Source organism: Methanoculleus sp. SDB (genome assembly GCA_001412355.1).
Lineage (GTDB): Archaea > Halobacteriota > Methanomicrobia > Methanomicrobiales > Methanomicrobiaceae > LKUD01.
The window spans coordinates 1-12,810 of record LKUD01000045.1 but is presented as its reverse complement, the minus strand read 5'-3'; the positions used below and the strand labels follow the sequence as shown (position 1 = coordinate 12,810).

Annotated in this window: 15 protein-coding genes; 4 read left to right on the top strand and 11 right to left on the bottom strand. The window is 55.3% G+C overall.

The window, feature by feature from the left end; all coding sequences use genetic code 11:
- Positions 1-502 precede the first annotated feature (502 nt).
- From APR53_09740 to APR53_09730, 3 genes are all read right to left on the bottom strand, one after another.
- On the bottom strand, positions 503-967 hold the full coding sequence (locus APR53_09740; protein KQC04673.1) for a hypothetical protein: 465 nt from the start codon (positions 965-967) through the stop codon (positions 503-505).
- A 314-nt stretch (positions 968-1,281) separates the two neighbouring features.
- Complete coding sequence (locus APR53_09735; protein KQC04672.1) at positions 1,282-1,530, bottom strand: AbrB family transcriptional regulator; 249 nt, start codon at positions 1,528-1,530, stop codon at positions 1,282-1,284.
- Between the two features lie 40 nt (positions 1,531-1,570).
- Positions 1,571-2,128 carry a methyltransferase type 11 gene (locus APR53_09730; GenBank protein KQC04676.1) on the bottom strand — a complete coding sequence of 186 codons (558 nt, stop codon included), beginning with the start codon at positions 2,126-2,128 and terminating at the stop codon, positions 1,571-1,573.
- A 719-nt stretch (positions 2,129-2,847) separates the two neighbouring features.
- Here APR53_09730 and APR53_09725 point away from each other — a divergent pair.
- Both APR53_09725 and APR53_09720 read left to right on the top strand, forming a co-directional pair.
- Positions 2,848-3,141, top strand: a complete 294-nt coding sequence (locus APR53_09725) for a hypothetical protein (GenBank protein KQC04675.1) — start codon at positions 2,848-2,850, stop codon at positions 3,139-3,141.
- Between the two features lie 421 nt (positions 3,142-3,562).
- Complete coding sequence (locus APR53_09720; GenBank protein ID KQC04671.1) at positions 3,563-4,177, top strand: hypothetical protein; 615 nt, start codon at positions 3,563-3,565, stop codon at positions 4,175-4,177.
- A 181-nt stretch (positions 4,178-4,358) separates the two neighbouring features.
- Here APR53_09720 and APR53_09715 read toward each other — a convergent pair whose 3' ends face one another.
- Positions 4,359-4,586, bottom strand: a complete 228-nt coding sequence (locus APR53_09715) for a hypothetical protein (GenBank protein ID KQC04670.1) — start codon at positions 4,584-4,586, stop codon at positions 4,359-4,361.
- Positions 4,583-5,380, bottom strand: coding sequence for a hypothetical protein (locus APR53_09710; protein ID KQC04669.1), 798 nt, complete (start codon positions 5,378-5,380; stop codon positions 4,583-4,585). Before APR53_09710 ends, APR53_09715 begins: the two co-directional genes overlap by 4 nt.
- A gap of 228 nt (positions 5,381-5,608) precedes the next feature.
- On the opposite strand from APR53_09710, the gene APR53_09705 reads away from it, so the two are divergent.
- Together APR53_09705 and APR53_09700 are read left to right on the top strand one after the other, a co-directional pair.
- The gene (locus tag APR53_09705; GenBank protein ID KQC04668.1) at positions 5,609-6,079 is read left to right on the top strand and encodes a transcriptional regulator; all 471 of its coding nucleotides are present in this window, start codon (positions 5,609-5,611) and stop codon (positions 6,077-6,079) included.
- Between the two features lie 161 nt (positions 6,080-6,240).
- Positions 6,241-6,840, top strand: coding sequence for a hypothetical protein (locus APR53_09700; GenBank protein KQC04667.1), 600 nt, complete (start codon positions 6,241-6,243; stop codon positions 6,838-6,840).
- On the opposite strand, the gene APR53_09695 is transcribed toward APR53_09700, so the two are convergent.
- The 6 genes from APR53_09695 to APR53_09670 form a co-directional block, all read right to left on the bottom strand.
- A complete protein-coding gene (locus APR53_09695) occupies positions 6,817-7,791 on the bottom strand; it encodes a hypothetical protein (protein ID KQC04666.1) in 975 nt (324 codons plus the stop codon). The genes APR53_09700 and APR53_09695 overlap by 24 nt on opposite strands.
- Before the next feature lie 165 nt (positions 7,792-7,956).
- Positions 7,957-9,387, bottom strand: coding sequence for an NDP-N-acetyl-D-galactosaminuronic acid dehydrogenase (locus tag APR53_09690; GenBank protein ID KQC04674.1), 1,431 nt, complete (start codon positions 9,385-9,387; stop codon positions 7,957-7,959).
- On the bottom strand, positions 9,384-10,367 hold the full coding sequence (locus APR53_09685) for an oxidoreductase (GenBank protein ID KQC04665.1): 984 nt from the start codon (positions 10,365-10,367) through the stop codon (positions 9,384-9,386). Before APR53_09685 ends, APR53_09690 begins: the two co-directional genes overlap by 4 nt.
- A complete protein-coding gene (locus APR53_09680) occupies positions 10,367-11,455 on the bottom strand; it encodes an aminotransferase DegT (GenBank protein KQC04664.1) in 1,089 nt (362 codons plus the stop codon). The genes APR53_09685 and APR53_09680 overlap by 1 nt, the downstream gene beginning before the upstream one ends.
- Positions 11,452-12,045 carry an acetyltransferase gene (locus tag APR53_09675; protein KQC04663.1) on the bottom strand — a complete coding sequence of 198 codons (594 nt, stop codon included), beginning with the start codon at positions 12,043-12,045 and terminating at the stop codon, positions 11,452-11,454. Before APR53_09675 ends, APR53_09680 begins: the two co-directional genes overlap by 4 nt.
- Before the next feature lie 231 nt (positions 12,046-12,276).
- Positions 12,277-12,549 (bottom strand): hypothetical protein, encoded by a 273-nt coding sequence (locus tag APR53_09670; protein KQC04662.1) that lies wholly within the window; start codon positions 12,547-12,549, stop codon positions 12,277-12,279.
- Between the last annotated feature and the right edge of the window lie 261 nt (positions 12,550-12,810).

Below are 12,810 nucleotides of genomic sequence, written 5' to 3'. Positions count from 1 at the left end.
AGAGTGGATACAGGGACTCTTCAATTTTACATCACTTTGTGTACGCTACCGTTCCAGCTTTCTGGAATTGAAGAATATGATAGAATTTTCTTTGACGGGACAATAAAAAGCAAACGAGCCTGTAGATCCCGAATGAGCAATTAACTCACCTTTCCCCCTGAAGAGTGTAATCAACCCCTGGAGGGGAATTTTCATATATCGCTACCAATAGCAAATGGGCCTCATCGAATGTTGTAACTGTGACAGATTGATAACTAATACAAATGGCCGTATTAACCAGCGTTCCACAAAAAAAGGCCTTAATAAATTCCATCAATTCACGGGCGGTAGTTATACATCCTCCACTTGCCCGGCTACTCATAATCATTTTCGGGCGATAGAGTACGTTATTTTGATAATAGCTGGTCGGCACAAAATCATTGTCGCATTCTGGGAGATTTGTATTTTTCAATGCTAATGGTTCAAATATGAAATCCCTCTATGCTTCAGCCAATGTGGAGTGTTACGCGGAGGCTGAATCTATGGCAGGCACGAGCGGCATCCCCTCACCCGCCGGCACCTGATGGTCAGGGGGGCTGATCACCGTGGTGCTTTTGTCCAGCACATCGCCGTCCGTGTTCCGCACCTCGACCTCGAGCGATACGCTGTCGTCCGGCGACCGGGGGACCTCGAAGACGATGGGTGCGGTTTCTGCGACATTTTCATAGACCACGCCGGTTCTCGCGTCGACGGTGGTGCCGTTTCGAAGGATTTCGTAGTCCACCACATAGGTGCCGGGCGTATCGGTGCGGGGCATGAGAGAAAAGACAATCCGGTCCTCGTAACCTTCGGTGATCTGGTGGAATTCAGGGCCGGGCGCAGACGGTTCGCACGGCGGTTCCGATGAAAGGTACCAGGCGCCGCACGCAACAGCAAGGGCGATCAGGGCGATCAGCAGGGAGATCAGGGGGAGCGACTTCGATGTCATAGCACATTCTCTTATGGAACAGACCGATTTGGCAGCTTTTACAGTTATCCTTCGCCGCTGACCTACAAAAATGTATGTCGTAAGATTTACGACACAATCGCAACCCTTAACCACCTGCAGGATCCCCATTCTGGGGATGGATCTGGGAGCACTCCGGGGTCTCTGTGCATCGCTCAGGCGGTGACTTCGAGCGCAAGATGCTGGAGAAGGCCGGGTTTATGGACACGGATAAAGAACAGGAAAAGCCACTCGAACCGGTGGAATGCCCCTGGTGCAGGAGAATCCGTCCCGATTCTCCCCCCACGGTCCGGATTTCATTCTTCCGGCGGTTCTTCCGGCACCTGTTCGAACATCTGTAGCATTTTCATGGCGATCTGGCGAAACTTGTCCGCTTTTACGAGGGCAATGCCGTGGTTTTCGTCACCGAGGACCATCAGCGTGTCGCCCGGCCTGATCTCGAAGAGTTCTCTGGCGTCTTTGGGAATGACGATCTGGCCGCGTTCGCCGACCTTGACCGTGCCGAAAATATGCTTTTTATCGTGGTTATGGTGGTTATGGAACATACGGGTATCTCCTTTTTGTCGATTCGTTTTCCTGCAATCTTCAATTTCTTTTTCGAGCATATACGGCCGAACATTCGCATCGCGCTGGCCGGCAGAGCAGGAATTCGGTCCGCTCCTCCTCGATTACCCAGTCCGGAGAGCTGAGGATGCTGTTGCGGGTCCTCTCCCGGGGCTGGTGGCCGTCATCGATGATCAGGACGGCATCCGGCGCTGCGATCCGCCGGAGTTCAGCAAGGAAAGCACCCTGGTCGTCGATCATGAAGAACATGTCAAGTGCATAGATGAGATCGGCCACTCCTTCCGGAAGGCCAGAATCGTACCCTTTCGCAAGCATGGGCGTGACATTCCCGAGCCCCTCCTTTTCGATGCGCTTTGCGACCGAGGCGATGGCAAGCTCGTGGATGTCCACCGCATAGACCCTTCCACGCTCCCCGACAAGTTCGGATGCCCCCCTGAGGTAGCTTCCCGGGCCGCAGCCATAATCGACGATGCACATTCCCTCGCGGATCCCCATGGTGTCGAGAATCCGCTCTGGAGGCCTGATGCGGTCCCTGAGCCAGAACATGGTCGTCATCATCCGGAAACAGATGCCCGGCATCTTCACGCCGGTCCTGGCTGTGATGGTGGTGCACGTGCCCCTCGGGTGCGGATCAGAAAACATGATTAATCATCCTTTTCATACTATTCATATTTGTATGTTTAGTATGAAAAAGTTTCTGTGGCACCGGGGCGTTGAACACTTCCCCCCCCCCCAAAATTGTTAAGGCTGCACATGGCAACTTCAAAACCCGGGCAAGGTTTGCTGCAAGTGAATTCACGACAGTTTTATCCCTTTCACTTCGATGTCTGAATTAAGGCGCGCATACGAAATCTCGCCAAATTACGCTTTTTTGGACGGATTCGAACAGCCCTTTTTGGAGCCTCCCCGGGGGTATTTATACGAGCTGACTCACCGGACCGGGCACACCTCCCGCCTTGATCGCCCGGAGATCGCCGGGCCGATCCGGTTCGGGCACTTCAGTAAAGAAATCTCTGATTTTCTGATGCCAGCGCAAGAGCCGGGAGAAACCGACCGCCGAGATGGGCAGCAGCACATCGAGAACGGCTCGCCGGCTGCGTACCGGTATCAGAGGTGATAGGATGTCGGGATACGCTGGCAGAATGTATAGCCGAATGCGTAGGCTTCCGAATACTGTGAAATCTACATATATTCTATTGTCGAGATGGATGTGAAGATTTTCATTCAAGAGATCCGAAAAGCTTCCGGGAGGATCCGGTGTGATGACCGGAAGAGAAGGGGGCAAAAAGGTGGGAAAAATGATAATCGCGGAATTTAGCATAATCCCTATTGGGACAAAAACCACTGCGGTCGGAAAATACGTAAAAGCTGCGGTAAAGGAATTGGAAAAACAAGGCAGTATCAGGGCTAAACCCGAAGCCATGGGGACTGTAATCGAAGCTAAAAATCTGGGGGATTTATTTAAAGCAGTTGAAAAAGCGCATAATTCTATTTTCGACTTAGGCTTGAAGAGGGTCGTTACAGAGATAAAGATAGATGATAGAAGGGATAAGGAAGCCACTATCGAGTCTAAGACTAAGGCATTGAAATGAAAACCCTCCATACCTTAGAGTTTGTATCCGGTGCCCGTTCTTATATATTCAATCCCACCAATCTAGCACAGGGAGGAGCCTTTCTCGATGCTGATTACAATGAGGTTCTTCTCATCTACCGATATCTTCTCTGTTTTTTATTGCCTAACCGGTGTAGCAGTTCCCTCAAAGCCGAGGGCACCCAAATAAATTAAAATTATAGACAAATTTAAATATTTTAAGCCATATTAAATTCCAGAAGGGAAAAAACGACGACTTTATGCTATCGCGGTTCAGTTGCACGTTTCCTGAGCATTAAGGCTTACATAGGAATTAAGTGCGTAAATGGTACCTTTCTGGCAACTCTCTCTCGGCTCCCTGAAATTCCAAGGAGGATGATATGATTCGTAAAATTGTCATCAGTACGGTATTATTCATATTAATGTGTGTTTCTCTGGTGTCCGCGGGCACATTCACCGTAACGCAGGGAAGCACTATCTGGACAGTAACGCCCGTACAGGGAAGCGATACGATTGCAGATTTCTATGATTACTCGAGTGCCAGTTCACACACGGGATTTGAGGAAATCCACGTGAGCAAGATCTATCTCTATCAGGACACCACCAACAACAAACTTGGCCTCATTATGCATCACAATATCGATGGAAGCGGTGGTAATGGTGCATGTGAGTTTGATTTACAGAATATACCCGCCGGATCGGCAGTAATCGTGAGCGATGACCCCGGTGAGTTTGCATTATCGCAGAGTCCCGAAGGGGATTGGGCATGGACTGATAATACGGATGGCGGTGCCTTTGAGCTGCCCCTGACTATGGCATGGATTCTGACCGTTGATCCCACATTCCAGAGTGGAATCTGCGGGTGGAAATACGTGAACGAAGACGGGACTGAAATTGTATTGGGTATGGCGTGTCCGATCGAGATTTCTTATACTCCCGGTTCACCGATCCCCGAATTCCCCTCCGTATTCATCCCCTCGATTGCAATTATTGGTTTCTTCCTTGTCGTACTGCTTTTGCATACAAGGCAAAAATAAACCATTTTTATTGGAGTGTGAGTTCACGCCCGCCACGATGCTATGATCATGACGAACCGATACTCCTTTGCCGTCGCGAATGCGGATACACTCGGAATGCATTCGGTTGTACCCGTCCGCGATTGCGTACTGTTGCTATCCCACATAGCACCCTGGTGCCCTTGGCCTAAAAATATTCTCATCAGTCCGAAAGTCCGCCGAGATCTTCGTATTCGAGACCTTCGAGCTTTTCTTTCAGCTTGTCGAGATCGGCCTGCGTGACATTACCGGTATCTTTACCGGCGGACAGTGGCGGCGTGGGTGTCACACCGGCATCATCCCCCGCATCCGCTGCCGGCTGGTGTTTTGCACACCCGGCGACCAGCAGGGCGAAGACGAGAATACCGATAATCAGGATGTATTTTTTCATGTGCGCCCTCCCGCAACAATAAGGCCGTATGCCTGATTGAGGTATCCCTGTGCACTCAGCATGTTTCCACGGGCGATTTTCAAGTAGTTATTCCCGTTGGAAAACGAAATCAGGGGAGTCCCGCCGGCCTTTACCGAGAGGTATTCCCTTTCCGCATCGGCAATATTTTCCCGAGCGTTCAGGAGTTTTACATCTGCCTGGTCAAGCTTAGCAAGGATTTCCCCGTTTTCGGGCATGGTTTCGGCAGCTTCGCGAAGATCCGCCTCATACGCTTCAATCGTATCCGCATACGTGCCGGCAGTGTACACCCATACGAGGCCTGAGTCCCGTGCAACGTCTGTCAGCAGTTCGAGATACTTGCCGACCATTTTCAAAAAAGTAAGGCCTAAATCAAGCCGTGTCTCGACGGCATCGACATCCTCGCGAAGGTCATCTATCTTTCCCAGATTCTCGTCGACATCATCCGAGACCGATGTTTTGAGATCATCCGGTATATCGGGATTTTCTTCGACCTCAAGCTGCTTCCAGATGAGCCATGCTTCCGCCTCGTCAAGCGCAGCGTAAAGGGCCTCTTTTCCTGTATCGATAACGAGCTGATTGTTTTCGGGTGTCTGATCTGCGGCCCAGTCGACCTTTGCCTGCCGGTGTGCCTCCTGCATGTCCCTGCTCTGGCTTTTTGCAGTGCGCCATGCCTGCTTCGCCTCGCCTGCCGTAAGGGCACTTGCGGAAAGAGGCTGAAGGACAATCAGAAGGCACAGAAGTACGATCAGGAGTGATAATGGTCTGCTCTTCATGGCTTTTGCTCCATGGGTACCCGGTGGATACCGATTGTTTCATCTCCGGCATTATGATAGTTGGGATTCAATCCGCCGGTAAGATTCCCCTGAATTTGCGGGGTTTTCGACGGGGAAATGGTGAACGGGATGTTCCGGAACCATTATTTCAAGATGCCGCCTGCCTACTCCCGGGGTCTGCACCGAAGCTTTATGAGGGCGCAATCACCATGTCCGGAGTGAAGCGCTATGGAAGAAATCACCATTATCGATCTGCCGGAACAGACGGTTCTCGGAATCCGGAAAACCGGCCATTACCGGCTAATTTCAGAACTGATCTCCGAACTGGCCGTTTACGCAATGGAAAATAACATCCCCATCATCGGCCCGCCGGTCTTTGTCATGCACGAAAACAGCCCGGATGAGGCGATGAAGGCGGACGAGGAAGGAACCGCCGACGTGGAGGTGGCATTTCCGGTGCTCCCCGGGACACGGCCCGGGCCGGGAATGAACGTGTATACGCTCCCCGGGGGCAGGATGGCCCGGACATTCCATAAAGGCCCGTACGAAGACTGCGAACCTGCCTACATGGAGCTCTTCGCATGGCTTCAGGAGCACGGCCTGACGATAACGGGGCCGATGCGGGAGATGTACCTCAACGATCCCCGTGAAGTGCCTCCCGAAGAGATCCTGACCGAAATTCTTGCCCCGGTTGGATAACTCTTCTCGCGGGCAGCCTGATCTGGGAGGATCGGTCTGGAGAAATTATCCCGTGCGGCATCGATATGAATTCCCCGGCCGGAAGAGGGGAAGACGCTCAGACAGCCGCACGCAGCCCTGCCGGTTCGGAAGGAACCGACCCGCCACGCCGTTATGGCTATATGCCTCCCCGTACCTTATGCTTCATCATGGGGTTGTTCGACGGTGCCGCGGTGAGGAAAAAAGAGGCGCAGGATATGTACAGGCGCGGGTTCATGCTCACTGCACGCGGCATGTTCGCACAGGCGATATTTTATCTTGACCGGGCGCTTGAGGTCGATCCTGCGATGGTGCCCGCATGGCACCAGAAAGGTCTTGCCCTCGGCGGACTCCAGCATTTCGGGTCTGCCATCCGGTGCTTTGATGCGGCACTGGCCCTTGATCGTGAATTCACACCCTCATGGCTCTTCAAGGGAGCCATGCTGAATGAAGCGAAGCAGTACGGCGAGGCAATCGCGTGCTTCGACAGAGTGATCGATCCCGGTCCGCTGTTTGCGACGCGGTATCCGGATTACAACATCAGGAAGCACATTGTTTCCCGTTATATCGAGGCGCTCTGTTTGAAGGCAGGCGCGCTTGCCGGTCTGGGAAGGTACGACGAGGCGGAGGAGCAGGTGCGAAGGGCCGCCGTGCAGGATCCCGACAATCCCCAGCCGGCCGGTGTCGGAAAAATGATACGTGATATGAGATCACGGGATTTAGGCAGAATAAAACCTGAGTGACCGTACAACGTCATCAAACACAGGTGCGTACCTGTCGTAGAGCTCGGGATGTGCGGCGCAGGTGATGAGATATTCTCTACCCTCGCGGATAAACGCGACTTTTCTTATTTTCATAAGGAACGCAGTGTAGACCGTTTCGACACCTGTAACACCTTCAATCTCCCTTCCGGCGAGGGACAGAAGCGTCCCGCCCATGTTTTCAACATGTCGGGCAGCCTGTTTTTCGAGCTGCCGAACCGTTGCCGCCTCGCCGTGCTCATGCGGCCCGGCAACGATCCCGATGTGCGTCCCGTCATAATTATGGATGTCGAAAAGCACATCGAAACCTTCAGGCCTTCCCGCGAACTCGGTGTGATCCGCGAATCCCGCCGGAATCCTGATGGTAAATCCGTATTTTTCGCTGGTATACGGCATATATTCGACCGGAAATACTGCCATAATGTCATCGGGGATGCCGCCCTCTGCCTGTTTTTTCAGCGACTCATCGGTTATCAGGGTGATGGAGTGTGCAATGACTTTTTTGAATTCCTCGTGTGCATTCTCACTCCAGAGATTCAGGAAATTCTCGACGAGAACGCCGAATTCGGGATCACAGTTGAATGCCCGGGCAAAATAATCAAACGCCTGATCCCTGTCATCCCGATACATATAGTGGATGACGCCGAGATTGAAGAGCGGAACAGGCCTTTCCGGGCTGATTTCCAGGCTTTTTGCGAAGTACCGTTCGGCATCGTCCAGTTTTACGGAGATATCCGTATCATCGGAAGAAATCATGTCCATCGTCACTTTCCCGAGATTGGTGTATGCCTTCCAGCACTCCGGATCGATCACGGCTGCTTGCGTGTATTCCTCGTATGCCTCTGCAAATTTTCGGTCATTGTGAAAGAGAAGGCCCTTCCGGTAGTGTCTTCGCGCCTCCCTTTTCCGGAGGGGATCAGAAAGATGCACCATGCTTCTCAGGGACATGCATGGGGATGGTATAAATCTATTCCGACGCCATCCCGGAATAACCCGGCATTCGGTTAAAATCCGCCAGCCGGCGGTTGCGCCCGCGGCATCGGGAAACGGTCCGACTTCACCGGTTGGGGGGTTGTACACGCCGGGATAAAAAAGAGTTCAGAGCATTTCGTGGCTGTTTTTGTCGCCACGCCCGATCCCCTTATAGACAAATCCGTGTGCGATAAATCCGTCGGGGTCGATGATGTTCCGCCCGTCGACAATGACGGGATGGTCCTGCCTGCAGAGCTCTTTTATGCGGCGGGCGTCGAGGTGCTGGTAGGCATCGTGGCCTGTCATGATGACGATCGCGTCAGCCCCCTTCAGGACGGAGATGAGATCCTGCGAAATCGGGACACCCGGGTATGCGGTGACGTACGGGTCGTGTACTTTCACGGATGAACCTGCCGAAACCGCCTGCTCCCGGAAGACCTCCGAGGGAGTGTTCCGGGCGTCGTCGGAGTTGCTGATAAACGCCCATCCGAGGAGTGCAATCTTCGCCTCCGCCATGGATGTACCCACGCGCCTGAGGCCGTCGTGGGTGAGGGTGACCATGTGGCGCGGCATGAAGTCGTTGATATGCCGGGCAAGTACGTAGAGCGACTCCTTCCCTTTGGGGAAATCGAGGGGGCTGTCCGAGAGTTTTACGCCGCGCTCGAGATGGTAGGTGTCCTTCGTGAGGCAGTGGCCCCCGACGCCCGCCCCCGGCCAGAGAACCGCCCGTGTTATGCCCTCCCCTTTCAGGGAGTCGACACCGCGGCGGACGTCATAGACGTTGATTCCCATTGCCTCGCAATACAGGGCGAGCTGGTTGATCGCGGCAATCTGAAGATCCCGGAACGTGTTCTCGGTCGTCTTCGTCACCTCGGCAGCCGTCGCGCTCATGGGAATCAGGGTCCCTTTCGTGAGCACGGGATCGTAGAGCTCCATCGCCCGCGCTGTACTCGCATCGTCAATCCCGCCCACAATACGGTCGTGCTCCCGTATGTTTTTCAGGAGCCTGCCGACCATCACCCGCTCGGGGGCGTGGGCGAGCGCGAAATCCTCGCCCGCCGTCATTCCCGACTCCTCCTCAAGAATCGTCCGGGCCATGCCGGTCGTCGTGCCCGGTGTCACCGTCGATTCGAGGACGACGAGTGCCCCTTCGGTAATATAACGTCCTGCCTGCCGCAGGCCCTCCGAGAGAGCCCCGAAGTCGGGCAGCAGATCCTCCGGCCGTGCAAAAGGCGTCTGGATCGCGAGCGTGACCGCGTCGCACCCGGCTATCTTTTCGAAATCCGCAGTACAGCGGAATTTATCCGCTGCAACAACCCGGCGGATCAGATCGTCGAGCCCCGGCTCCTCGCCTTTCAGGGGGCACTGCCCCCGGTTGAGCATCTCAATCTTGTATCCCGACGACGGAGAGTCGCGCTGAAATCCCCAGACCTTCGTAAAAGCATGCGATTCGGCGAACAGCGCGGCTGCGGGTATTCCCACGTATCCCATCCCGATGACGCCGACGGTCTCGATCGGCCCCCTTGAATCAAGCAGCTTCTGCAGTTTCTTGCTCATATCCCGCACTGTCCTGCGATCTCTTCGCAAATTTCCATATTCCGTATTCCCTGCCCGGGCGTGATGGGGAAGGATTTTCCCGCCCTGACGCACTCGACAAAGGTGCCGAGTTCCCGCTTGAGCGGTTCGAGTTTATTCACAAGCACTTTTTCGATAATATTTTCCTGCACGTACCGCTCGTCGACCAAGCTGTAGCTCTCGGGTTTCCGGTAGACGTATACCTCCTGCGTCATGAAATCGCCCTCGATAGTACGGTCCTCCTCCTCGATATAGATCATCCGGATCTTTTTGGACGACTTCCGGCTGGCGGAGAGATACACCGGAGTGCCGTCGAAGCGGAAAAGCGCCCCGCAGACCTCCGAGGTCCCGGCACAGGAGAGGGTGTAGGGCGACGAGAAGAGCCGGTTGACCACTATATCGATGTCGTGGATCATGAGATCTTCAACGACCGAGCTCCCCGTTACCCGGGCGGAAGCGGGATTATGGCGCTTCATCTCCACGTAGAGGGGATCCTTCACAATACGGGCGATCTCGTCAATGATGGGATTGAAGCGCTCGATATGGCCCACGCCCACGGTAAGACCGGGGGGGATGAGTGCCGCAAGCTTATGTGCATCGGCCACTGTACCGCAGATCGGTTTTTCGATGAGCATGTGCACTCCCTTTTTCACTGCCTGTTCTGCGGCGATATAGAAATTTTTCGTCAGTTCCGCCCTGTGTAGCCGGTTTTTCCCGTTTCTGATCACTTCTTCGGCGACGCCGTAGTGGTATTGCGTGGGCACACAGATGGAAAGCGCATCGACCATTCCAACGAGTTCCGTAATGGAACTCGCGAGTACCGCATCGTGGGCGAATGCAAGTTCTTCGGCTGCAGCCACGTTCTGATCATAGATCACCACGTTCTTGACGCCTTTCAGTTCCGTATACACCCGCAGGTGGTTCCTGCCCATGGCTCCGACACCGATAACACCTATTTCCATTATTCCCGCACCTCGTTGATCTTTTCACATATAAATCGGCAGTCATCCTGCGTGACAAGGGGGTGGACCGGGAGGCTCAGCACGCTCTCCGCGCAGTCGGCGGAAACAGGGCAGGGAGGATGTTCCGTGCCGCGGTAGAGCGGTTGCATATGCACCGGCATCGGGTAGTGCACTGCGCATCCGATCCCGTTTTCGAGAAGGTAGTGCATGAATGCCTCGCGGCTCAGGGGAAAGGACTCGGTGAGCCGGATCACATACTGGTGGTAGACATGCGATGCCTCCGTCCGGCATGACGGTGTGGCAAGGCCCGGGACGTCGAGATGCGCAGAAAGGAACGCAGCGTTCTCCTGCCGCCGCCGGTTCATCTCCCCGAGGCGGGAAAGCTGCACCCTGCCGATTGCTCCGCCGATGTTTGTCATACGGTAGTTGTATCCGAGTCTGGCATGCAGATATTTGTCGCTCTGCCCGTGGTTGATGAACTGCCGAATACTGGCGGCAAGCGCTGCGTCGTCTGTTGTCACAAGCCCCCCTTCACCGGTTGTCATATTCTTCGTCGGGTAAAAGGAAAAACATCCCGCATCCCCGAACGTCCCGACCCGTTTCCCGTGCCAGGTGGCACCGTGCGCCTGGGCACAGTCCTCGATGAGGTACAGGCCGGCATCCCTGCAAATATCTCCGATGGAGTTCAGGTCGAACGGATGACCGAAGAGGTGTACGCCGATCACAGCGCGTGTATCGGGTGTGACAGCCGCGGTGACCGCATCGGGATCGATAGTGAAGGTCGCCGGCTCGATATCGACTGCAATGGGTCGTGCGCCGGTCATGCTGACGGAGGTTGCGGTCGCGATAAAAGTGAAGGACGGCACGATCACGTCATCACCGGGTCCGATGCCGAGCGATGCAAGGGCGGCGTGGAGGGCGGCCGTCCCCGAGTTGACCGCAATACCGTGTTCCGCGCCGCAGTACTGCGCAAATTCCCGCTCAAATGCGGTGACCGCTTCCCCCTGTGCGAGCATGCCGGTGCGCATGACCGCCGCCACGGCCTCGATCTCCTCTTCGCCGACGAGAGGGCGGGCAACGGGGATCATGGCCGCGCTCCTGCAGGAAGCGGCCGGAACCGTGCCGGGGCTCCTATGGCGAGTGTTGCAGGAGGGACGTCTTTAGTGACGACGGCCCCCGCGGCAACGAGCGATCCCTCCCCGACTGTTATACCCGGGAGCAGGGTGGCGTTGGCGCCGATGGACGCCTGCGATCGGATCACCGGCCCGGCAAGGCTGCCTGCCCCGTGCGGGGGGTACCGGTCATTGGTGAGGACGGCGTTGGGGCCGATAAAGACGTCATCGCCGATGACGGTATCGGTGGGGATATACACGAGGCTCTGGATACTGACCCGGCTGCCGATGGTGGTCGCACCCTCGATGATGGTTGACGACCCGACGGCGACGCGGTCGCCGATGGTGGTGTTCTCCCTGATCAGCACCCGGTGGCCGGTCTGGAAGTCGTCGCCGATGACAACGTCGCAGTAGATGATGGTGCCCGAGCGTATGATCGCGCGGTCGCCGATGGTCGCGCCTGTGTATCCCTCCTGCCCGAAACGGGCACGGGACGGGAAGCCGAGCGTCACGTCGTCGAAGACGACGGATCCCTCGCCGATATGATTCCTGCCGTATTCAATCATGCAATCGCTCTCGCCGGCCGCCGTTCCGGATCCGCAGGGGGCGCGAATCCCCGGTACCGTATTAGTATGTCTCCGTTTCCAGCACAATAAGGTTTGGTGCCCGGCAGGCGTGAATCCGGGCGGAAAAACACCCGGTGGAGGGGAGCAGCGAAAACCGATTATCAATCCAGGTATCTTTATTAAATGACGCCAATGATAATCAGTAAAAGGAATCTTTATATCTGGTTGCACTCAAACAATGTATAAGTGACTGACCAGGGATGGCTCCACCTCCTGGCGCGGCGCAGTTGTTCCGCCGTGCGGGGCCTCTCCGATGCCCCCGAAATCCTTATCGCCGGGTGAAGGCGCCGGTTTTTTCCATCTCTGTCCGTTCAGTGCTTCAGACCACGGGAATCCCCTGATTCCAGAGACCACCAGTGAAAACAATGAGGTTATTTCGATGATATTTTTCATACCGGCGATTGCCGGGGTGCCCGGGCGAATAGCGGGCGCCCTGCATTTCATACGTGCTATAGCAGCAGTGTACATCCGGACAGAGCCGACTATGCGTTTTTGGCTCCACAGCCTCGGGGGGAGCGCCCCCGTACCGGTGCCCGTCGAGGCGGCGCCTGCGGATTGGGGCGGCTCTCTATGAACAGCCGACACGTCCTGCTCTGCGCCGTGCTGCTCCTCTGGGCATGCATCCTGCCTGCCGCCGCCCATACCGTTATCGAGGCCCCCTCGGGCGATGTCGCCGCAGGCTCGAGCGCAACCTTCCTGCTCGGC

Coding starts and splice junctions, on each gene's coding strand:
- APR53_09740 (KQC04673.1), bottom strand. CDS start 967: ATGACATCGAAGTCGCTCCCCCTGATCTCCCTGCTGATCGCCCTGATC.
- APR53_09735 (KQC04672.1), bottom strand. CDS start 1,530: ATGTTCCATAACCACCATAACCACGATAAAAAGCATATTTTCGGCACG.
- APR53_09730 (KQC04676.1), bottom strand. CDS start 2,128: ATGCCGGGCATCTGTTTCCGGATGATGACGACCATGTTCTGGCTCAGG.
- APR53_09725 (KQC04675.1), top strand. CDS start 2,848: ATGATAATCGCGGAATTTAGCATAATCCCTATTGGGACAAAAACCACT.
- APR53_09720 (KQC04671.1), top strand. CDS start 3,563: ATGTGTGTTTCTCTGGTGTCCGCGGGCACATTCACCGTAACGCAGGGA.
- APR53_09715 (KQC04670.1), bottom strand. CDS start 4,586: ATGAAAAAATACATCCTGATTATCGGTATTCTCGTCTTCGCCCTGCTG.
- APR53_09710 (KQC04669.1), bottom strand. CDS start 5,380: ATGAAGAGCAGACCATTATCACTCCTGATCGTACTTCTGTGCCTTCTG.
- APR53_09705 (KQC04668.1), top strand. CDS start 5,609: ATGGAAGAAATCACCATTATCGATCTGCCGGAACAGACGGTTCTCGGA.
- APR53_09700 (KQC04667.1), top strand. CDS start 6,241: ATGCCTCCCCGTACCTTATGCTTCATCATGGGGTTGTTCGACGGTGCC.
- APR53_09695 (KQC04666.1), bottom strand. CDS start 7,791: ATGGTGCATCTTTCTGATCCCCTCCGGAAAAGGGAGGCGCGAAGACAC.
- APR53_09690 (KQC04674.1), bottom strand. CDS start 9,387: ATGAGCAAGAAACTGCAGAAGCTGCTTGATTCAAGGGGGCCGATCGAG.
- APR53_09685 (KQC04665.1), bottom strand. CDS start 10,367: ATGGAAATAGGTGTTATCGGTGTCGGAGCCATGGGCAGGAACCACCTG.
- APR53_09680 (KQC04664.1), bottom strand. CDS start 11,455: ATGATCCCCGTTGCCCGCCCTCTCGTCGGCGAAGAGGAGATCGAGGCC.
- APR53_09675 (KQC04663.1), bottom strand. CDS start 12,045: ATGATTGAATACGGCAGGAATCATATCGGCGAGGGATCCGTCGTCTTC.
- APR53_09670 (KQC04662.1), bottom strand. CDS start 12,549: ATGAAATGCAGGGCGCCCGCTATTCGCCCGGGCACCCCGGCAATCGCC.